The organism is Ruegeria sp. HKCCD7251 (assembly GCF_013031165.1).
Taxonomy (GTDB): Bacteria; Pseudomonadota; Alphaproteobacteria; order Rhodobacterales; family Rhodobacteraceae; genus Ruegeria.
In genome coordinates, this window is sequence record NZ_WPZC01000002.1 from 115,569 (window position 1) to 134,618 (window position 19,050).

22 protein-coding genes are annotated in these 19,050 nt (G+C 59.5%); 17 read left to right on the plus strand and 5 right to left on the minus strand.

Features of this window, described 5'->3' with window-relative positions; genetic code table 11:
• Positions 1-56 precede the first annotated feature (56 nt).
• Complete coding sequence (locus GOX75_RS06705; protein ID WP_170386204.1) at positions 57-524, plus strand: hypothetical protein; 468 nt, start codon at positions 57-59, stop codon at positions 522-524.
• On the opposite strand, the gene GOX75_RS06710 is transcribed toward GOX75_RS06705, so the two are convergent.
• From GOX75_RS06710 to fsa, 4 genes are all read right to left on the minus strand, one after another.
• Positions 509-1,222 carry a phosphatidylcholine/phosphatidylserine synthase gene (locus tag GOX75_RS06710; protein ID WP_171121821.1) on the minus strand — a complete coding sequence of 238 codons (714 nt, stop codon included), beginning with the start codon at positions 1,220-1,222 and terminating at the stop codon, positions 509-511. The genes GOX75_RS06705 and GOX75_RS06710 overlap by 16 nt on opposite strands.
• Before the next feature lie 70 nt (positions 1,223-1,292).
• Complete coding sequence (locus GOX75_RS06715; protein WP_171121822.1) at positions 1,293-2,213, minus strand: tyrosine recombinase XerC; 921 nt, start codon at positions 2,211-2,213, stop codon at positions 1,293-1,295.
• Complete coding sequence (locus GOX75_RS06720) at positions 2,210-2,917, minus strand: DUF484 family protein (protein ID WP_171121823.1); 708 nt, start codon at positions 2,915-2,917, stop codon at positions 2,210-2,212. The genes GOX75_RS06715 and GOX75_RS06720 overlap by 4 nt, the downstream gene beginning before the upstream one ends.
• Positions 2,918-3,114: 197 nt before the next feature.
• On the minus strand, positions 3,115-3,768 hold the full coding sequence (gene fsa / locus GOX75_RS06725) for a fructose-6-phosphate aldolase (protein WP_170332816.1): 654 nt from the start codon (positions 3,766-3,768) through the stop codon (positions 3,115-3,117).
• Between the two features lie 59 nt (positions 3,769-3,827).
• Here fsa and GOX75_RS06730 point away from each other — a divergent pair, with 59 nt between their 5' ends.
• The 4 genes from GOX75_RS06730 (at position 3,828) to GOX75_RS06745 (ending at position 8,745) form a co-directional block, all read left to right on the plus strand.
• The gene (locus GOX75_RS06730) at positions 3,828-6,053 is read left to right on the plus strand and encodes a primosomal protein N' (RefSeq protein WP_171122327.1); all 2,226 of its coding nucleotides are present in this window, start codon (positions 3,828-3,830) and stop codon (positions 6,051-6,053) included.
• Between the two features lie 73 nt (positions 6,054-6,126).
• Complete coding sequence (locus GOX75_RS06735) at positions 6,127-7,359, plus strand: MFS transporter (protein WP_171121824.1); 1,233 nt, start codon at positions 6,127-6,129, stop codon at positions 7,357-7,359.
• Between the two features lie 64 nt (positions 7,360-7,423).
• Complete coding sequence (locus GOX75_RS06740; RefSeq protein WP_171121825.1) at positions 7,424-8,296, plus strand: 50S ribosomal protein L11 methyltransferase; 873 nt, start codon at positions 7,424-7,426, stop codon at positions 8,294-8,296.
• 104 nt (positions 8,297-8,400) lie between these two features.
• Positions 8,401-8,745, plus strand: coding sequence for a hypothetical protein (locus GOX75_RS06745; protein ID WP_171121826.1), 345 nt, complete (start codon positions 8,401-8,403; stop codon positions 8,743-8,745).
• Between the two features lie 109 nt (positions 8,746-8,854).
• Here the strand turns inward: GOX75_RS06745 and GOX75_RS06750 are convergent, their stop codons facing one another.
• Positions 8,855-9,067 carry a DUF1127 domain-containing protein gene (locus tag GOX75_RS06750; protein ID WP_171121827.1) on the minus strand — a complete coding sequence of 71 codons (213 nt, stop codon included), beginning with the start codon at positions 9,065-9,067 and terminating at the stop codon, positions 8,855-8,857.
• A 334-nt stretch (positions 9,068-9,401) separates the two neighbouring features.
• Here GOX75_RS06750 and ruvC point away from each other — a divergent pair, with 334 nt between their 5' ends.
• The 12 genes from ruvC to tilS all read left to right on the plus strand — a co-directional run bounded on the left by ruvC (position 9,402) and on the right by tilS (position 19,040).
• Positions 9,402-9,899: a crossover junction endodeoxyribonuclease RuvC gene (ruvC, locus tag GOX75_RS06755; protein ID WP_171121828.1), complete on the plus strand. Its 498-nt coding sequence runs from the start codon at positions 9,402-9,404 to the stop codon at positions 9,897-9,899.
• Positions 9,896-10,567 (plus strand): Holliday junction branch migration protein RuvA, encoded by a 672-nt coding sequence (ruvA, locus tag GOX75_RS06760; protein ID WP_171121829.1) that lies wholly within the window; start codon positions 9,896-9,898, stop codon positions 10,565-10,567. The genes ruvC and ruvA overlap by 4 nt, the downstream gene beginning before the upstream one ends.
• Positions 10,568-10,571: 4 nt before the next feature.
• Positions 10,572-11,591 carry a Holliday junction branch migration DNA helicase RuvB gene (gene ruvB, locus GOX75_RS06765; RefSeq protein WP_171121830.1) on the plus strand — a complete coding sequence of 340 codons (1,020 nt, stop codon included), beginning with the start codon at positions 10,572-10,574 and terminating at the stop codon, positions 11,589-11,591.
• A gap of 61 nt (positions 11,592-11,652) precedes the next feature.
• On the plus strand, positions 11,653-12,276 hold the full coding sequence (locus GOX75_RS06770; protein ID WP_171121831.1) for a hypothetical protein: 624 nt from the start codon (positions 11,653-11,655) through the stop codon (positions 12,274-12,276).
• Positions 12,273-12,656, plus strand: a complete 384-nt coding sequence (gene ybgC / locus GOX75_RS06775) for a tol-pal system-associated acyl-CoA thioesterase (RefSeq protein ID WP_171121832.1) — start codon at positions 12,273-12,275, stop codon at positions 12,654-12,656. The genes GOX75_RS06770 and ybgC overlap by 4 nt, the downstream gene beginning before the upstream one ends.
• Before the next feature lie 110 nt (positions 12,657-12,766).
• A complete protein-coding gene (gene tolQ / locus GOX75_RS06780; RefSeq protein ID WP_171121833.1) occupies positions 12,767-13,462 on the plus strand; it encodes a protein TolQ in 696 nt (231 codons plus the stop codon).
• A 1-nt stretch (position 13,463) separates the two neighbouring features.
• Entirely contained in the window at positions 13,464-13,940 is a 477-nt protein-coding gene (tolR, locus tag GOX75_RS06785; RefSeq protein ID WP_152457226.1) for a protein TolR, read from the plus strand.
• A gap of 9 nt (positions 13,941-13,949) precedes the next feature.
• Positions 13,950-15,044, plus strand: coding sequence for an energy transducer TonB (locus tag GOX75_RS06790; protein ID WP_171121834.1), 1,095 nt, complete (start codon positions 13,950-13,952; stop codon positions 15,042-15,044).
• The gene (gene tolB / locus GOX75_RS06795) at positions 15,041-16,360 is read left to right on the plus strand and encodes a Tol-Pal system beta propeller repeat protein TolB (RefSeq protein ID WP_171121835.1); all 1,320 of its coding nucleotides are present in this window, start codon (positions 15,041-15,043) and stop codon (positions 16,358-16,360) included. The genes GOX75_RS06790 and tolB overlap by 4 nt, the downstream gene beginning before the upstream one ends.
• 88 nt (positions 16,361-16,448) lie before the next feature.
• Positions 16,449-16,958, plus strand: coding sequence for a peptidoglycan-associated lipoprotein Pal (gene pal / locus GOX75_RS06800; protein WP_171121836.1), 510 nt, complete (start codon positions 16,449-16,451; stop codon positions 16,956-16,958).
• A 4-nt stretch (positions 16,959-16,962) separates the two neighbouring features.
• The gene (gene ybgF / locus GOX75_RS06805) at positions 16,963-17,790 is read left to right on the plus strand and encodes a tol-pal system protein YbgF (RefSeq protein ID WP_171121837.1); all 828 of its coding nucleotides are present in this window, start codon (positions 16,963-16,965) and stop codon (positions 17,788-17,790) included.
• A complete protein-coding gene (tilS, locus tag GOX75_RS06810) occupies positions 17,787-19,040 on the plus strand; it encodes a tRNA lysidine(34) synthetase TilS (protein WP_171121838.1) in 1,254 nt (417 codons plus the stop codon). The genes ybgF and tilS overlap by 4 nt, the downstream gene beginning before the upstream one ends.
• Positions 19,041-19,050 lie beyond the last annotated feature (10 nt).

Consider the following 19,050-nt stretch of genomic DNA (forward strand, 5'->3'; position numbering starts at 1 on the left):
ATCCCGGTGCTTGAGGCCCAACTTGTATCAGATAGAGATTCAAAGGACCGAATGGTATGACTGCTCAATCAGACTCGGCTGCCCGCAAGAAGGCAATTATCGACCGCCTGATGTCGCTGGAAGCGCAGGAGCTTGCGACTGCGCAGGCGCATTATGACGCGTTTCTGAAAGATTCGCAGTTGGACGACCGCGAAGGGCACGACAAGGATGATATTGCGGCATCGCGAGAGAATGCGGACTTGGCCGCGGCTTTTGACGCGCCGGTGCATGCCCATCATGCCAAGATTGATGTGATCGAAAATACCGATTTCAGCGTGACGGATACGGTGCAACCCGGCGCTGTTGTCAAATTCAACAACCGTCGTTTCGTGGTGTGTGTCTCAACCACTCGTTTTGATGTCGATGGCAAGACTTATATGGGGATTTCGACCCAAAGCCCGATTTATCTGGCAATGACCGGGCTTCAGCAGGGCGATGTGTTCACCCATAACGGGACTGAATTCGAGGTTCAGGAAGTCTTGTAGTCTCGACTTCTGCGCGGCGGGACCACCTGCTGCGCAATGCCTGCTGAGACCAGATATAAACTTGTTACGACCAGCCCCCAGTGCGCCCAGCTTTCGGGGTGGAAGTCTACCCATGCGGCCCAGCCGGCAAAAAACGTCCATGCAAAGGCCATTGGCAGGGTCACGCCGCGCCAGCGCTCGGTCCTTACGGGGTGTACGAATTTGAGCGGCAGGAACATGGCCAGTGACAGCAGCGAAACCATGAGAAGGATGACCCAGAAATTGGGTTCGAGCGCGAAGATCACGATGACGAACATGTTCCAGCAGCCGGGGAAGCCGGAGAACGAATTGTCCTTGGTCTTCATCCGCGTATCTGCAAAATACATGGCGCTGGCAAAGGTTATGACAATGATCGCGAACCAGCCGGTCCAGCCGTCCATCAGACCGGATTTGAACAAGGCAAAGGCCGGGATGAATACGTAAGTCAGGTAGTCGATGATCAAATCCAGCAGCACGCCGTCAAACTCGGGGGCGTTTTTCTTGACGTGGTAGTGACGTGCCAGTGGGCCGTCGATGCCATCGACGATGAAGGACACCACAAGCCACAGATACATCAGGCTCCATTTTTCTTCGACGGCGGCCAACATGGCCAACATTGCGAAAACGGCGCCGGTCGCAGTGAACAGATGGACGGAGAGAGCTTTGAATCTGAGTGTCATGCGCGTGTCATGTACGATGCGTGGACAAGATGCAAAGCAAAACGCCCCATTTGTTGAAATTGCATTTGTGTCAGGCTTGGGGATGCGTGCGGTCGTAGACTTCCATCAACCGGGCGGTGTCAACTGCCGTATAGGTCTGTGTGGTCGATAACGAGGCGTGCCCCAGCAATTCCTGTATTGCCCGGAGATCGCCGCCCGCTGACAGCAGGTGGGTTGCGAAGCTGTGGCGCAGCGCATGAGGGGTAGCGGTCGCGGGCAGGCCCAGTTGTTGGCGGGCCTTGGCCATGACCGCCTGAATGGCGCGCGGGTTCAGTGCCCCGCCGCGCACGCCACGAAACAGCGGCTTGTCTTTGGCGCGCGGATGGGGGCAGAGCGTCAGGTAACGATCAACGGCGGCGCGGGCGGCGGGCAGGACTGGGACGATGCGTTCCTTATTGCCTTTGCCGACGATCCGCAGGGATTGCGGCAAGGGCGCATCTGCGCCGGTTAGTGAAAGCGCCTCGGATATCCGCAGCCCGCAGCCATAAAGCAATGTCACCACGGCGACGTCGCGGGCCGAAACCCAATCATTGGTCGATTGCAGGTCAACCGTTTCTATCAGGGCGCGCGCAGCGTCTTCGGCGACTGGGCGCGGGAGTTTCTTGGTGAATTTGGGCGCGCGGGTTGACAGGACTGCGGTCGGTTCGAAGCCTTCCCGCTCGGCCAGCCAACGGTAGAAGCTTTTTACCGCCGACAATTTTCGTGCCAGAGATCGCGCGCCGACACCAGAACCGCGTTGATCCGCCATCCAGGCCCGCATGTCCGACACACTGATACGTGCCAGTGCCGTCAGCCCCTGAGGCTGATTATGGTGCAGGGTCATGAAGGACAGGAATTCGGTCACGTCGCTGCGATAGGCGGCCTGAGTGTTTTCTGAACGCCCTGAGAGCGCCACGAGACCCTCCAGCCAGTGCTGCAACGCGTCGCGGCAGGCTGGAGAGATCAGGCTCATGACAGCCAGTTGCGCATGGACCGTTCAAAAACACCGGCGAAGAATGTCAGCAGATCGGTGCCCAGTTGTGGCGAGAAATGGTTTGGGTCCTTGGCGCTCATGATGATCATGCCGGGTAGTCGGCCTTCGCCCAAATCCAGCCTTAGACATGCCTCGGATCGCAGGTGGTCGGCTTGTTCGCCAAAAATGCGGTGCGTGGGATGAATGATCTCACGCAGGACCACTTCGCGGGCAGGGCCGCTGCGATCGAAGGTTAGGTAATTGTCGACAAAGCCGGGTTCAACGACAGTGAGAACGCCCCCTAGCTTTTCGATTGCCGGGTCTTGCTGGACCACGGTGGTTTCCAAAATCAAGGTGATGCGATCAACGCGCAATATCTCGGCGACTTCGGTGCCAAGCGCCTTGAGAAAATCCTCGAAATCCACTGGCTCCAGAAGGCGCAGGATGGCGCGGTGAACCTGATTGGTGCCTGCCAGATTTTCATAGGCTGCGGCGATAACAGACCTGTGCGTGTCCTCAAGCCTGTCCAGTCGGGCCTCAAGCCTTTGCATGGCAATGCCGCGCAGGTCGATGATGTTGTCTCCGCGCGCTTCCTCGTTGGCGGCGACGAGGGCCTGCATCAGGTCCTTGTCATCCAGCACGGCGTAAGGCTCGGCCAGAATCGCCTCGCGGAGAGTGTCCTTGAGTTTGGTGTTACTGCTCATGTCCTGTCCGGTCGTTTTTTATGTTTTGCCGCGTTATAACACGGCTTGGCGAATTTGCCTTGGGAAAAATGCCAACGTGACCGGATTTCGTGTGTTTGGGGAGAGAGCTCCCGCCTGCCGGGTCCTGATCAAAGATCAGGTCCAAGGCAGTTGGGCCGGGCGCGGCGCCTGTCGGCACCGCGCGGTCGCGCAAAGGATCAGAGGATTTTCTGACCGGTTTTAGCCCAGTCAGCAAGGAATGTTTCAAGGCCCTTGTCGGTCAGCGGGTGATCCGCCAACTTCTTGATCACGCCCGGAGGCGCGGTAATCACGTCGGCACCGATGCGGGCGCTGTCGGTCACGTGGTTCACCGTGCGGATCGAGGCAGCGAGGATTTCGGTCTCAAACCCGTAATTGTCATAGATCTGGCGGATATCCGCGATCAGGTCCATGCCATCAAGGTTGATATCGTCCAGACGTCCAATGAAGGGCGAAATGAAGGTTGCGCCCGCTTTGGCGGCCAGCAGCGCCTGATTGGCCGAAAAGCAGAGGGTCACGTTGACCATCTGGCCTTCGTCGCTGAGGGTTTTGCAGGTTTTCAGGCCGGCCCAGGTCAACGGAACCTTGACGGCGATGTTGGGGGCAATCTTGGCCAGCTTGCGGCCTTCGGCGATCATGTCGTCGGCCTCGGTGGCGACAACTTCGGCGGATACCGGGCCGTCGACCAGATCACAGATCTCTTTGGTGACTTCCAGAATATCGCGGCCCGATTTCAGGATCAGCGAGGGGTTGGTGGTCACACCGTCCACCATGCCCAGATCGTTCAGTTCGGCGATGGCGTCGATCTCGGCTGTGTCTACGAAGAATTTCATGAGGGCAGTCCTTTGATGGGTTGGCCTTGGTCGCGGATGCCTTTACCCCAATAACACCGATGCTGAAACCCCCGACCCGAGGAGATGCGGTGAGCGCGCAGGAGTATTTCGACCACGGTGAGCTGGTGGCGGTTCTGACCACGCAGCCCTTGGACCGGACGCTGGATTACAAAGCGCCCGAGGGCGGGTGTTTTCTGGGTGCGTTTGTCGAAGTGCCTTTAGGCCCGCGCAAGGTTCTGGGTGTGGTCTGGGGACCGGGGCAGGGCGGATTTGATCTGGCCAAGGCGCGATCGGTGATCCGGGTGCTTGAGGTTGCGCCGATGCGCGAAGAGATGCGGCTGTTTCTGGGCAAGGTGGCCGATTATACGCTGACGCCGATGCCCGCGATGTTGCGGCTGGCAACCCGCGCGCCGGGGCTGGGCGATCCGCCGTCGATGCGCAAGGTGTATCGGTTGGGCAGTGCAGAGCCCGACCGCATGACCGATGCGCGGTCCCGCGTGTTGGAGGTGCTGCGGGAATACGGTGGCTTGGCTTTTACCCTGAAGGAATTGGCCGAGCAGGCGGGGGTCACGTCCTCGGTCGTCAAAGGGCTGGTCAAGCAAGGCGCTGTGCGCGAGGAGGACAGCCCGCGTGATCTGCCCTATCCGCGTTTGGACCCTGACCTGCCGGGCAAGCAACTGACCGGGGATCAGGCGGCGGCGGTGGCGCGGTTGCAGGCCGGGCAGTGGACCGGGGATTATGGGACCACGCTGCTGAAAGGTGTGACCGGCTCAGGCAAGACCGAGGTCTATCTGGAAGCCGTGGCTGAGGCGTTGCGCTTGGGGCGGCAAGCGCTGGTTCTGCTGCCCGAGATCGCTCTGACAGCCGAATTCCTGACGCGGGTTGAGGCGCGTTTTGGAGCGCGCCCGGCGGAATGGCATTCGGGCGCGACAATGACCGAGCGTCGCCGTGTTTGGCGGATGGTTGGGCAGGGGGAGGCGCAATTGGTCGTCGGCGCGCGCTCGGCCTTGTTTCTGCCGTTCCGCGATCTGGGGCTGGTGGTGGTCGATGAGGAACACGATACGTCCTACAAACAAGAAGATGGCGTGCATTACAGCGCGCGGGATATGGCAGTGCTTCGCGCGTCGATCTGTGGCGCAAAGGTGATTCTGGCCAGCGCGACGCCCTCGCTGGAAAGCTGGGCCAATGCCGAGGCCGGGAAGTATGAGCGGGTGGACCTGACAGCGCGCTTTGGATCGGCGGTGCTGCCCGAGATGAAGCCCATCGACATGCGGGCCGAACAGATGCAGCCGGGGACATGGATTTCGCCGTCGCTGCGACAGGCGGTGCGACAGCGGATCGAACGCGGGGAACAGTCGCTGTTGTTCATCAACCGCCGCGGCTATGCGCCAGTGACGCTGTGCCGCGCGTGTGGCGAGCAGATTGCCTGTGACCATTGCGATGCGCGGATGGTCGAACACCGGTTTCTCAAGCGCCTGATGTGCCATCAATGTGGCGAGACGAAGCCGATGCCCGATACCTGCCCGTCCTGCGGGGTCGAAGGCAAGCTGGCTCCGGTCGGCCCCGGGATCGAACGTCTGGCGGAAGAGGCCGAGGCGACTTTCCCTGAGGCCAAGATCGCCATGCTCAGTTCCGACCTGTTCGGCTCGGCCCGCGCGCTGAAAGCGAAGATCGAGGAGATTGCGGAAGGCGATGCCGATATCGTCATCGGCACGCAGCTGGTGGCCAAGGGGCACAATTTCCCCAAGCTGACGCTGGTGGGGGTGATTGATGCGGACCTGTCGCTGCACGGGGCCGACCTGCGGGCAGCGGAGCGCACATTCCAGCTTATGCGGCAGGTTGCAGGCCGGGCGGGACGGGCGGACAAGCCGGGGCAGGCGCTGCTGCAGACGTTTCAGCCCGAACACCCGGTGATCCGCGCCATTCTGGCGGGCGATGAGGAAGGGTTCTGGAAGGCCGAGGCCGCTGGGCGTCAGGCCGCAGGTGTCCCGCCCTATGGGCGCATGGCCGGCATTGTGCTGTCAGGCCCCGAGGTTGGGCCGGTCTTTGACATCGGAAACGCGATGGCGCGCAACGATGCGCCTTTGCGCGCAATAGGCGCGCAGGTCTTTGGCCCTGCACCAGCCCCCATTGCGCGCATCAGGGGGCGGCATCGCATTCGCCTGCTGGTCAAGGCGCCCAAGGGCGCGCCGATTCAGGATGCTATCGCCCGGTGGATCGCGCCGTTGCGTCTAAAGGGGGATATCCGCCTGACTGTCGACATCGACCCCCAGAGTTTTTACTGACTTCTGCATTCGTGCAGGTCGGTTGTGCATCTGCCCCCTCGCCAAACGCTCAAAATGGGCGTAGAGCGATCCTATGCTGAAACCCATGCCGCTATCCGAGGCGCAGAAACTTCCGTTCTGGCGCCGCCCGATAACCCTGTTGTTCATGATGGCACTGACCATGCCCATCGCGTTCAACGGGTGGAGCGCGCTGCTCAACAACTTCGTCATCGAAGTGGCCGATTTCGACGGCGCGGATATCGGACTGCTGCACACAGTCCGTGAAATCCCCGGCTTCCTGGCCGTGGGGGTGATTGCGGTGATCATTTTCGTCCGCGAGCAGGTTCTGGCAATGATCTCATTGATCATGTTGGGTGTTGCGACCGCGGTGACAGCGTGGTTCCCCAGCCTTGGCGGGTTGCTGTTCGTGACGCTGTTCAGCTCAATCGGGTTTCATTATTACGAAACGGTCAACCAGTCGCTACAACTGCAATGGCTGCCAAAGGACCGCGCTCCGCAAATCCTGGGCTGGCTTGTGGCAATGGGGTCGGCGGCCACAGCCGTTGTTTATGGGCTGATCGTTCTGACGTGGGATCGGCTCGGGCTGTCCTACAACATGGTTTTCATGGCGACTGGGGGGGTAACCGCATTGTTGGCGGCGTTCTGTCTGTTCGCTTACCCGCAGTTCGATGCGCCCACACCGCAAACCAAGAAGTTGATACTGCGCCGCCGTTATTGGTTGTATTATGCCCTGCAATTCATGGCGGGCGCCCGCCGTCAGATTTTTGTTGTCTTTGCAGGCTTCATGATGGTTGAGAAGTTCGGGTTTGAAGTTCACGAACTCACAGGGCTTTATCTGATTAACCTGATGATCAACATGGCCGCCGCGCCGATGCTGGGCAAAGCGGTGTCGGTTTTCGGCGAACGCCGCACGCTTATTTTTGAGTATGCGGGCCTCGCCATCGTTTTTGCGGCATATGGCGGTATCTACTGGTTTGGGTGGGGCGTGGTGCTGGCCGCGATCCTCTATGTGATCGACCATGTTCTGTTCGCTCTGGCGCTTGCGTTGAAGACCTATTTCCAAAAAATCGCAGACCCGGCAGACATTGCGCCCACTGCTGCGGTGGCCTTTACGATCAACCATATCGCGGCGGTGTTTCTGCCCGCGCTTCTGGGACTGCTGTGGGTTGTCTCGCCCGGTGCCGTGTTCGGGCTGGCGGCTGCGATGGCCATGATCTCGCTTGCGTTGTCATTGTTGATCCCACGCCACCCGGAACCCGGAAACGAAACGATCCTGTCGAAATACGCTCCGGCCCCGGCGGAATAAGCCGGCGCTTGACCTTGGCGGCCTGTCGCCCTAGGCGCTGTGGCAACTGACACAGGAGGCTAAGATGCCCACATTCACCGCGCTGACCACTCTGACGGGAAAGAAAGCTGCCGAAGGTTTGGGCGAAGCCATGGAGCGTCTGGTGCCAGAACCCACCGGCGTCGGCGTGTTTGAGGTCGAAGACGGTTCGGGCCTGTGGGAAGTCGGCGGTTACTTCACCGAAACCCCGGATGAAACCGCACTGGCCGTGCTCGCCGCCGCGTTCGAAGCCAAGCCGTTCGTGGTTTCAGAATTACCGGAAACCGATTGGGTTGCCCACGTGCGCCGCGAATTGGCCCCCGTCGAGGCCGGACGTTTCTTTGTCTATGGAAGCCACGACGCAGACAAGCTGCCCGAAGGCCGCATCCCGCTGTTGATCGAGGCGGCAATGGCGTTTGGCACTGGTCATCACGGAACCACTCTGGGCTGTCTCAAGGCTTTGGACTACCTGCTGGACAATGGTTTTTCGGCAGACAAAGTGGCGGATATCGGATGTGGTACGGCAGTCTTGGCCATGGCCGCCGCGCGGGTTTGGGACGGGCAAATCATCGCAAGTGATATTGATCAGGTCGCCGTAGACGTCGCCGAGGCCAACCTGAAGGCAAATGGCATGTCCGGACAGTTTCAATGTGTCGAAGCGGCTGGTTTCGACCATCCCGATCTGAATTCCCTTGCGCCGTACGATTTGATTTTTGCGAATATTCTAAAAGGACCGTTGGTCGCCCTGTCGCCGGAAATCGCCGCGAATCTGCGCGTCGGCGGCTATGCAATCCTTTCGGGAATCCTCAACGAACAGGCGGATGACGTTGTTACTGTTTATCTCCAAAACGGATTTAATCTGGCCAATCGTTCGGAATTTGGTGAGTGGACGACGCTAATCTTAAGCAAACAGGGCTAAATTCGGGCCATTTACAGGAGTTTTCTAGATTTTCGCCACTTTTTTGGCGCAATCTCTTTCTACCTTGAAAAGATGCAACCTGGGGGCGGTTTTTGGAGGCTGCCATGACTGGAAAACAACTTGAATTTGATCAGCGCATTCATCGCCTGAGCAAAAAACATGCCAAGCTCAGCCGCGGCTATCGCGCGACCATGCGTAAGGATGGTCTTGTCGTGATGCGGCCGCAGCGCGTGCAGTCCGCCGTACCTGCAAAGGTTCTGCTGCTGTGTCTTGTGGGCTTGTTTGCCTTCAAAACATTCTTGCTGACCAGCCTGGGCGCGTCTGCTTATCAATATCGGGTCGATAGCCTGGCTGAAGGCACAGCGGTTGAAAAAGCCGGTGCCTGGGTGATGCAAATCGATCCCATCTCGGAACGTCTCTCTGCCCAGTTGGGTAAGTACCTGCACTGAGCATTTGTCCGCTTTGACGAGAAACGCCGCGCATTGAAAGATGCGCGGCGTTTTTTTTGCCCCCGAGGGAGGAGGAAGGGGCGAGTGAGTGGCAGGGTTGTGCTAATCCCTACCGGCGACCCTCCGCGACGACGTCAATGTCGCCCCGGCAAAGACCAATGTCTTCGAGTTCGCGGTTCGTCAGACGATTCAGCACGTTACGAGTAACGCGGGCATCGTTCCATTCGACAACGGCGGTCACTGCCGATGCAAAAAATGCGCCGATACGGCCAGCAAGGCCGAACGAGCCAGTGGTGGCGCGGGTGGTATCCAGTGCAGCCATATCCTGTTTCCTTCTGGTTAAATTTCATGTCTCGATCATTCGATCTGATCGGCATTTAGTTAGGGTGATCGGGTTCCGCAAGCGCAGAAATTGCATGTGTCCTATGCGTTTTTTGCAAGGCTATTGAATTATGAAAAACCCTTAATTTTAAGGCCATTAACCGGTAATTTCTGTGTCGAAAATAGACGCTTTGGCGTCGCAAACTGGCAGGTTTGTCGGCCCCAGAACATAAGTGTCGTTTTTAGACTTTCGGTCAATTCGCTTGGAAAATGTTCACGCTTCGTGCTAATCGAAGGAAAAGAGCATAAAAACCCGAGCAGGCCGAGGCAAAAAGATGCGGATATTGGGCATTGATCCGGGGCTCAGGACCCTGGGATGGGGCGTCATCGAATCGCGTGGCAGCCGCCTGAGCCACGTCGCCAATGGTTTGTGCAAGTCAGATGGCGATGATCTGGGCGAACGGCTGCTGTCTTTGCACAATCAGATTGTCGAGGTCATCGCGGAATACCGGCCCGAACAGGCGGCAATCGAACAGACTTTTGTGAACAAGGACGGTGCGGGCACGCTTAAGCTGGGTCAGGCGCGCGGGGTGGCTTTGCTGACCCTTGCGCAGGCTGGGCTTGCAGTGGGTGAATATGCGCCCAACAGGGTGAAGAAAACGGTGGTGGGCGTTGGCCACGCCGAGAAAGAGCAAGTTCTGCATATGGTCAAACTTCAACTGCCGGGGTGCGAACCCAAAGGCGCGGATGCGGCGGATGCACTGGCTATTGCGATCTGTCACTCATATTACGGCGCAGCGCCACAGGCGCGGATGAAAGAGGTTCGGGCATGATCGGCAAACTGACAGGGCGCTTGGACTACCGCGCGGCGGATCACGTTCTGATCGACGTGCGCGGGGTGGGGTATATCGTCTATTGCTCGGATCGAACAATGGCGGCGCTGCCCGGAGTGGGCGAGGCGGTGTCGATCTACACTGACATGGTCGTGCGCGAGGACCTGATGCAGCTTTACGGGTTTCTGTCGCTGGTCGAGAAGGAATGGCATCGCCTGCTGTGCTCGGTTCAGGGGGTCGGGGCCAAGGTGTCGTTGGCTATCCTGTCGGCGCTGGGGCCTGATGGCGTCAGCCGGGCCATTGCGCTGGGTGATTGGGGCGCAGTCAAATCCGCCAAAGGTGTCGGCCCGAAGACGGCGCAGCGCGTCGTTCTGGACCTCAAGGACAAAGCGCCCGGTGTGATGGCGATGGGCGGTACGGTGACGGAGGCGATGGACGGCCCTGATCTTGAGATTGTTGAGGCGGTCGAACCTGCGCCCAAACGGGTTGTTAAACCTGCATCGGGTAACGCCGCGGCCTCTGCCGGTGCGTTGTCGGCTTTGTCAAACTTAGGGTACGGCCCGTCCGAAGCTGCGTCCGCTGTGGCCGAAGCTGCAGCCAGTCAGCCCGAAGCTGGCGAGGCGGAACTGATCCGTGCAGCGCTGAAACTGCTGGCCCCGAAAGGCTGAGTGAATGGTAGACGCCGATCCCACCCTGCGCCCTGATCCTCTGCCCGAGGATAACGACCGTGCCCTGCGTCCGCAGGGGTTGGATGAATTCATCGGTCAGGCCGAGGCGCGCGCGAACCTGCGTGTGTTCATTCAGTCGGCCCGGCAGCGGGGCGAGGCGATGGACCACACGCTGTTCCATGGCCCTCCGGGGTTGGGGAAGACGACGCTTGCGCAGATCATGGCACGCGAGTTGGGGGTGAATTTCCGCATGACCTCTGGCCCCGTGCTGGCCAAGGCTGGTGATTTGGCGGCCATCCTGACCAATCTGGAATCGCGCGATGTGCTGTTCATTGACGAGATTCACCGCCTGAACCCGGCAGTCGAAGAGGTTCTGTACCCCGCGATGGAGGATTTCGAACTGGATCTGGTAATCGGCGAAGGCCCAGCGGCGCGCACGGTTCGGATCGAGCTTCAACCCTTTACCCTGGTCGGTGCGACAACACGGATGGGCCTGCTGACCACACCGCTGCGTGACAGGTTTGGTATTCCGACGCGGTTGCAGTTCTACACAGTGGATGAATTGCACGAGATCGTCACCCGAAATGCTCGCAAACTGGGCGCCCCTGCTGATGACGACGGCGCGCGGGAAATCGCCCGAAGGTCACGAGGAACACCGCGTATTGCAGGTCGGTTGCTGCGGCGCGTTGTGGACTTTGCCATTGTCGAAGGTGACGGTCACATTACGCGCGACCTGGCGGACGGTGCTTTGACCCGGCTGGGGGTCGATAATCTTGGATTGGATGGTGCGGACCGGCGATACCTGACGCTGATTGCCGAGAATTACGCAGGTGGACCCGTTGGCATCGAAACCCTGTCCGCGGCGCTGTCGGAAAGCCGCGACTCGCTTGAGGAAGTCATCGAGCCCTATCTGCTGCAACAGGGTTTGATCCAACGCACGCCACGTGGTCGAATGCTGGCGCGGAAGGCGTGGACTCATCTTGGGATGGCGGCGCCCAAGGGGCAAAGCGATCTGTTTGGTTGAAGCTGGGCGTCATAGCTTTTAAGGGTTCGAACGACCCTTTTGTGACCACCGAGGATTGCGCGTGACACCCGAAGATATCCAAGCGTTGTTCACCCGCGAAAGCGGCGAGTTCCTGTTTGCACGCTGGGGTCGCCCTATCGTACCCATTGTTTTCGGCGTGGAAGACGAAACGCTGGCGACCGTCAAAGGTGCGTTTGAAGCGGTCGTCACGCTTGCCGGTCACAACATGGCCGAAACCGACCCGGAGTTGGGTGCAAACTGCATGGTCTTCTTCTTCCGTGATTGGAAGGAATTGCTCGAGGTTCCGGATCTGGACCGTTTGGTGCCCGATCTGGCCCCGTTGGTCGAGCGGCTGGTTGCGGCAGATGCCAATCAGTACCGTATCTTCAGGTTTGAAGAGGACGGGTCGATCAGGGCGGCGTTTGTGTTTCTCCGGATGGACAAGGAACTGTCCAAGGTTCCGGCAGAAACTTTGGCGCTAAGTCAGGTGGTGCAGACGATCTTGCTGTGGTCTGACGCCGCTTTTCGCAGTGCGTCGCCGCTGGCGATTGCGGGTGGCGCGACGATTCTGCGGCCGGGTATTGCCGGGCTGATCCGTGCGGCCTACGATCCGGTCCTGCCGGGCGTCGCACAGGACCCATCTCACGCTCTGCGATTGTTTGCGAGGATGGAGCAGCCGCAATGAAACACGTGTATCCTGTTCAGGTTTTCTACGAAGACACCGATATGGGCGGTGTCGTTTATCACGCAAACTACCTGAAGTTCATCGAGCGTGCGCGATCCGATTATGTGCGTAAACTCGGCAACGACCAGAACGCCATGCGCGATGCTGGTATTGTCTGGGTCGTCCGCAGGATCGAGGCGGACTATCTGGCACCAGCCAAGTTTGAAGACGACCTGATCGTCGAAACCACGGTTGCTTCTGTGTCGGGCGTGCGCCTGACCATGGATCAGATCGTAAAACGGGATGAGACCGAGGTTTTTCGCGCCACGGTGACCGCCGTTTGCATGAATGCGCAGGGCAAGCCGGTGCGGCTTCCGGCAGAGATTCGCGCATTGTTGTAACAATTTGCGGGGTAGGGGTGGTTCTGTTGGCTTTTCATAACCAACTGCGTTAGCGTTTGGCAAAACAAGGCCAAAAGAACGGCCGTCAGGCAAAAACAAAGAGCAGGTTCATGGAAGCTGAAACGCTGGCGCTGGCGCAGGAGATCGACTTCTCCATGTGGGGGCTGTATGCCCGCGCGACCTTTGTCGTAAAACTGGTGATGCTGATGTTGATCGGGGCATCTATCTGGTCATGGGGCATCATTATCCAGAAAATCATCAACTATCGGGCGGCACGGCGCGAGGCGCAGGTTTTTGATGAATCCTTCTGGTCAGGCAATCCGCTGGATGAGCTGTTCGAACAGATTGGCACGCAGCCGGACGGAAGCTCGGAAAAGATTTTCGCGGCTGGCATGATCGAATGGCGCAGGTCCCATCGCACCGATGGAGGGCTAATTGCCGGGGCAACTGCGCGTATCGACCGGTCGATGGATGTGGCGATCGCGAAAGAAGCTGAAACGCTGCAAAAGGGGCTGCCGATCCTTGCGACGGTTGGCTCGACCGCGCCGTTTATCGGTTTGTTCGGCACCGTCTGGGGCATCATGAACGCCTTTATCGAGATTGCCGAGCAGCAGAACACCAACCTTGCCGTTGTTGCCCCCGGTATTGCCGAGGCGTTGCTGGCCACGGGTCTGGGTCTGTTGGCCGCGATCCCGGCGGTTATTTTCTATAACAAACTCAGCGCCGATAGTGACCGGATCGTCGGCGGGTACGAGGCGTTCGCTGACGAATTCGCGACCATCCTGTCGCGCCAATTGGATAGCTGACATGGGGGCTGCGGTTCAGCAATCCTCGGGGGGGAACGGGCGTCGGCGCGGGCGGCGTCGGGGCCGCGCCCAGCCGATGGCCGAGATCAACGTGACGCCCTTTGTCGACGTCATGCTGGTGTTGCTGATCATCTTCATGGTGGCGGCCCCTTTGTTGACTGTTGGCGTTCCGGTTGATCTGCCCAAAACTGCGGCCAGCGCTTTGCCCGGTGACAACGAAGAACCGCTAACAGTGACGCTGACGGCTGACGGGCGGGTACAAATCCAGACCACGGATGTCTTGCGCGAAGAGTTGATTGGCAAACTGCGCGCGATCGCGGCAGAACGGAGCAGTGACCGCGTGTTCTTGCGCGCAGATGGCGCAATCCCTTACGCGCAAGTGATGCAGGTCATGGGCGCGCTAAATGCGGGCGGTTTTTCCAATGTCGGGCTGGTGACGGATACCGGCGGCCCGACACTGGACGAAGGTGGAGAGTGAGGCCGCGCGGTGGATACCGGCACCAAGATCTCGGCGATCGCCCACGTATCTCTGATCGGATGGGCCTTGTTCGGCGGCACATTTCGGTCCGAGCCTTTGCCTATGGCCGTTCAGGATGTTTCCGTGATCTCGGCTGAGCAGTTCGCGGCGATGACCGCCCAACGCGAAGCGCCAGAGGTGCCGACACCCTCGTCCTTACAGCAGCCTGAAGAACCGCAAGATAACACGGCCCCCCCGGAACCTGTGGAAGAGGAACAGCCAACTTCGGAAGTTTCGGAGGCGGTTGAGCCTGAACCCGACGCCGCGCCAGAGGCGGTCGAGCCGTTGCCTGAGCCTTTTGAAGTGGAACAGCCCCCTGCGCTGGACCCTCCGCCTGACACTGAAATTGCGGCATTGCCGGTCCCGCCCGGCCCCGAGGCGCAGCCGCGCCCCGCGGACAAGGTCGCGCCCGAGCCGGTTGCCCCACCGCCGCCCGAAGCAGCTCCGGATGATATCGAAACACCGGCTGTGTCACTGGACGAAGGCGCAGAAATCCAGCAAGAGCAGCAAGATCAAACCGCCCCGGAGGAAGCCACGGATGAGATCGTGACCGAGGCTGAAGAGGCCAAGGAATACGCGCCCCGGTCGTCCCCGCGCCCTCAGGTCCGTCCAAGAAGGCCAACACCGCCAGCACAGACCGAAGTCGCTGAAACCGAAGAGCCAGAGCCACCGGCAGCCGACGAAAGCGCCATTCAGGACGCTCTGGCCGAGGCATTGGGTCAAGGCAACGAACCCTCTGGCCCCCCATTGACCAGTGGCGAGAAGGACGCGATGCGATTGGCCGTTTCGCGGTGCTGGAATGTTGGCTCTTTGTCAACAGATGCGCTGCAGACTGTTGTTGTCGTGGCGTTTTCACTGACGCCGGATGGTAAGGTGGTGGGCGGCAGTTTACGCATGATCGACAGTTCCGGCGGGTCTGCCGGGTCTGCGAGCCAGGCATATGAGGCCGCCAGACGCGCAATTCTGCGCTGTGGGGCAAAAGGATACGACCTGCCTGCTGACAAATACGCGCAATGGCAGGATATTGAGATTACATTCAATCCCGAGAGGATGCGGATCAAATGATGAGATTTCTGACCAGCTTGTTGCTGGGCCTGACGATACTGACGGCGCCTGCATATGCCCAGAACGGACCGCTGCGTCTGGAACTGGATCAGGGGATCATCGAGCCTTTGCCCTTTGCCGTGCCCAGTTTTGTCCCCGACAACGCGGCTGCGGCCCAATTCGCGCAGGACATCTCGCGGGTTGTTGCTGCTGATTTGACGGGAACCGGTCTGTTCCGTGAGATTTCATCGGATGCGTTCATCAGCCGGGTCAGCAGTTTTGATGCCCCGGTTCAGTTTGCCGACTGGAAGGCCATCAACGCCGAGGCGCTGGTAACCGGCGCTGTGAATGTGTCGGGCAATCGCCTGACAGTTCGGTTTCGGGTGTGGGATGTATTTTCGGGTCAGGAACTGGGTAATGGCCTACAGTTTGCAGGCACCACCGACGGCTGGCGGCGAATGGCGCACAAGGTGGCGGATCAGGTTTACAGCAGGGTGACTGGTGAGGGCGCCTATTTTGATAGCCGTGTCGCCTTTGTGTCCGAGAGCGGGCCCAAGGACCAGCGACTGAAACGGCTGGCGATCATGGACTATGATGGCGCGAATGTGCAGTACTTGACCGACAGCGCAGCCATCGTGCTTGCCCCGCGTTTTTCGCCCACGGGCGACCGGCTGCTTTATACCAGCTATGAAACTGGCCAGCCACGCATCTATGTGCTGGACGTGGACCGCGTTCGCAGGACCGAGCTGAATACACCGGGCGGCACCATGAGCTTTTCGCCCCGTTTCTCGCCCGATGGACGCTCGATCGTGTATTCGCTGATTCAGGGTGGCAACACGGACCTGTGGAAGATGGATCTGGCGTCAGGGCAAAGTGTCCGACTGACGAACACACCTGCCATCGAAACCGCACCCAGCTATTCGCCCGATGGGTCGCAGATCGTGTTCGAAAGCGACCGCTCAGGTACGCCGCAGCTTTATATCATGCCCGCCAATGGTGGCGAAGCGACGCGGATCAGCTTTGGTCAGGGGCGCTATGGCACACCTGTCTGGTCGCCGCGTGGGGATCTGGTTGCTTTCACTAAGCAGAACAAGGGCCGTTTTCATATCGGTGTGATGCGCACGGACGGCAGCGAAGAACGCCTGCTGACCTCGTCCTTCCTTGACGAGGGGCCGACATGGTCGCCCAACGGTCGGGTCATCATGTTTACCCGCGAAACGCAGGGCGCAAGTGGTCGGGCGACGCTGTACTCGGTGGATATTTCGGGACGGAATCTGCGCCCGGTACGGACCCCAGATGGCGGAAGTGACCCGTCATGGGGGCCATTGCAGAATTGATCAGGGCAGGGGGTTGGAAAAGTTCACAAAAAACCTGCACTGTGATACAGAGACGGCAATAAACAGATAATATGACGAGGCACCTGAAATGAACGTATTGAGCAAAGTTTTGGCTTTGGGCGCGCTGAGTGTGATGGCCGCCTGTACCAGCAACGATCCTTCCGCACTGGGCGGTGGATTTGGCAGCGGCGCGAACGGGGCCATCGCGCCCGGTTCGCCAAGCGATCCGCGATCCCCGGCGTATTTCCAGCAAACCGTGGGCGACCGCGTGCTGTTCTCGGTTGACCAGTCTACGCTGACACCGCAGGCACAAACAGTCCTGCAAGGGCAGGCGGACTGGCTTTTGGCAAATCCCGATTTTGTCGCAACCATCGAAGGACATGCGGACGAACAGGGCACGCGTGAATACAACCTTGCCCTTGGAGCGCGCCGCGCAAACGCGGCCCGCGAGTATCTGATTTCGCGGGGTGTTGCGGGTAATCGCCTAACGACGGTGAGCTTCGGCAAGGAACGCCCGATCGAGATTTGCAGCACCGAGGATTGCTATTCCAAGAACCGCCGCGCGGTGACGGTGCTGACCGGTTCAACCTTGGGGTAAGACGATGAGAATTGCAGGATGGGTTCTGGCCGCGGTGGTAGCGACCGCCGGAGTGGCACAAGCGCAGGATCAGCAGACTTTGGCCGATATCCGGCAAGAGCTAACGGTGCTGCACGTGGAAATTCAGCGCCTCAAGCGCGAGTTTTCCACAACGGGCTCCCCCGCGCCAAACCTGTCTGGCAGTTCAATTCTGGAACGCGTCGACGCGATCGAGGCTGAATTGCAACGCCTGACGCGGCAGACCGAGCAATTGAATCAACGGGTCCAGAATGTCGTCACCGACGGTACCAACCGGATTGGTGATCTTGAGTTTCGTCTGGTTGAACTTGAAGGCGGCGATCTGAGTACGCTGGGCGAAACATCGACCCTTGGCGGGGACACCGAGATCACCGCAGCGGCTCCGACCGTGACAACAGAGACACCGCTGATCGCCGAACAAGGCGAACTTGCCATTGGTGAACGCGCTGATTTTGACGCCGCTGCACAATCTCTGGCCGACGGTAATTTTCAGGCGGCGGCCGATCAATTTGCGCTGTTTGAAACGTCCTACCCCGGAAGCCCCCTCGCACCAGAGGCCCACCTGAAGCGTGGACATGCGTTGCAGGGGCTGGGTGACACCCGCGAGGCTGCGCGCGCGTTTCTGGCCAGCTTTACGGGCGATTCCGAAGGCACGTTTGCGCCCGAAGCCCTGTTCGAACTGGGGGCGGCCCTGGGGCGGTTGGAGCAGATTGATCAGGCCTGCATAACTCTTAGCGAGGTTGGCGTGCGTTTTCCGGGTTCGGCTGCGGCCTCGGCTGCGACGCAGGAAATGGCTTCGCTGGGCTGTTCTTGACCGAAATTTCAGACATTTTGCTATCTGAGATCAGGGCGCGGCTGGGAGCAGATTTTCCAGCCCGTTTGGGCATTGCGGTATCGGGCGGTGGCGACTCGGTCGCGTTGCTGCATCTATTGAAGGATATCGCCGGGCAAAAGCAGGTGGCGTTGTTTGTTGCGACGGTTGACCATGGACTTCGCCCCGAGTCCTCAACAGAGGCGGACTGGGTGGCACAGCAGGCAAAATCGCTTGGCGTGCCGCACGAAACTCTGATCTGGAACAACTGGGATGGCCGGGGAAACCTTCAGGACCGCGCGCGACAGGAGCGTTACGGGTTGCTGGCGGACTGGGCCCGCAGAAACGACTTGGGCGCGATTGCGCTGGGCCATACTGCAGATGATCAAGCCGAAACCATTCTGATGCGTCTGGGGCGGGCCGCGGGTGTGACGGGCTTGTCTGGAATGGCTGATTCAATCAAGCGGAACGGCGCGACTTTCCTGCGTCCGATGCTGGGCGTTACGGGCCTTCAGTTGCGCGACTATCTGACGGAAATCGGTGTGGACTGGATAGAAGACCCATCGAATCACGACATGAGATTCGACCGGATCAAGGCGCGGGACGCGCTGAAATCGCTTGGGGGCTTGGGAATTTCGGCCCAGTCTCTGACACGTGTTGCGCAAAATCTGGCGCGGGCGGATGAAGCTTTGGCGCTATATACGCAAGACTCGGCACGGCAGGTTCTTGTTGCGGATACGGGGGCTGTGTGCTGCGACCAAGCCGGATTCGCGGCTTTGCCTGCTGAGGTTCAGCGCCGGTTGGTGCTGGGCAGTTTGGCGTGGATTGCCGGACCCGGCTATCCCCCACGACACACAGCCACCGAACAAGCAATCGAGGCGATTGAGCTTGCAAAACCGGGCACGATTGGGGGCTGCATTCTGATCCCAAAGGGCAATAAAACGTGGATTTGCAGAGAGCTAAACGCCGTGAAGGAAATGCGCTGCGAAATTGGACAAGACTGGGATGACCGTTGGGTTTTGACCGGCCCTTCTGCGCCCAATGCAACGATTGCGCCATTGGGCGACGCAGGGCTACGTTCAGTGTCAGAGTGGAGGGCTCTTGGAAAACCCCGCGAGGTGCTGGTATCATCACCCGCAGTATGGGACGGCGAAACCCTTTTGTCCGCGCCTTTGGCAGGTTTTACGAACGGTTGGCAGGCAGAATTGACGGCGGAAAGGTCCGACTTTCATTCTTCGTTTTTATCGCATTGAACCTGCTTGA

Bases quoted from the DNA above. Each gene is read 5' to 3' on its own strand.
- GOX75_RS06705 (WP_170386204.1), top strand. From the start codon at position 57: ATGACTGCTCAATCAGACTCGGCTGCCCGCAAGAAGGCAATTATCGAC.
- GOX75_RS06710 (WP_171121821.1), bottom strand. From the start codon at position 1,222: ATGACACTCAGATTCAAAGCTCTCTCCGTCCATCTGTTCACTGCGACC.
- GOX75_RS06715 (WP_171121822.1), bottom strand. From the start codon at position 2,213: ATGAGCCTGATCTCTCCAGCCTGCCGCGACGCGTTGCAGCACTGGCTG.
- GOX75_RS06720 (WP_171121823.1), bottom strand. From the start codon at position 2,917: ATGAGCAGTAACACCAAACTCAAGGACACTCTCCGCGAGGCGATTCTG.
- fsa (WP_170332816.1), bottom strand. From the start codon at position 3,768: ATGAAATTCTTCGTAGACACAGCCGAGATCGACGCCATCGCCGAACTG.
- GOX75_RS06730 (WP_171122327.1), top strand. From the start codon at position 3,828: ATGCTGAAACCCCCGACCCGAGGAGATGCGGTGAGCGCGCAGGAGTAT.
- GOX75_RS06735 (WP_171121824.1), top strand. From the start codon at position 6,127: ATGCTGAAACCCATGCCGCTATCCGAGGCGCAGAAACTTCCGTTCTGG.
- GOX75_RS06740 (WP_171121825.1), top strand. From the start codon at position 7,424: ATGCCCACATTCACCGCGCTGACCACTCTGACGGGAAAGAAAGCTGCC.
- GOX75_RS06745 (WP_171121826.1), top strand. From the start codon at position 8,401: ATGACTGGAAAACAACTTGAATTTGATCAGCGCATTCATCGCCTGAGC.
- GOX75_RS06750 (WP_171121827.1), bottom strand. From the start codon at position 9,067: ATGGCTGCACTGGATACCACCCGCGCCACCACTGGCTCGTTCGGCCTT.
- ruvC (WP_171121828.1), top strand. From the start codon at position 9,402: ATGCGGATATTGGGCATTGATCCGGGGCTCAGGACCCTGGGATGGGGC.
- ruvA (WP_171121829.1), top strand. From the start codon at position 9,896: ATGATCGGCAAACTGACAGGGCGCTTGGACTACCGCGCGGCGGATCAC.
- ruvB (WP_171121830.1), top strand. From the start codon at position 10,572: ATGGTAGACGCCGATCCCACCCTGCGCCCTGATCCTCTGCCCGAGGAT.
- ybgC (WP_171121832.1), top strand. From the start codon at position 12,273: ATGAAACACGTGTATCCTGTTCAGGTTTTCTACGAAGACACCGATATG.
- tolQ (WP_171121833.1), top strand. From the start codon at position 12,767: ATGGAAGCTGAAACGCTGGCGCTGGCGCAGGAGATCGACTTCTCCATG.
- tolR (WP_152457226.1), top strand. From the start codon at position 13,464: ATGGGGGCTGCGGTTCAGCAATCCTCGGGGGGGAACGGGCGTCGGCGC.
- tolB (WP_171121835.1), top strand. From the start codon at position 15,041: ATGATGAGATTTCTGACCAGCTTGTTGCTGGGCCTGACGATACTGACG.
- pal (WP_171121836.1), top strand. From the start codon at position 16,449: ATGAACGTATTGAGCAAAGTTTTGGCTTTGGGCGCGCTGAGTGTGATG.
- ybgF (WP_171121837.1), top strand. From the start codon at position 16,963: ATGAGAATTGCAGGATGGGTTCTGGCCGCGGTGGTAGCGACCGCCGGA.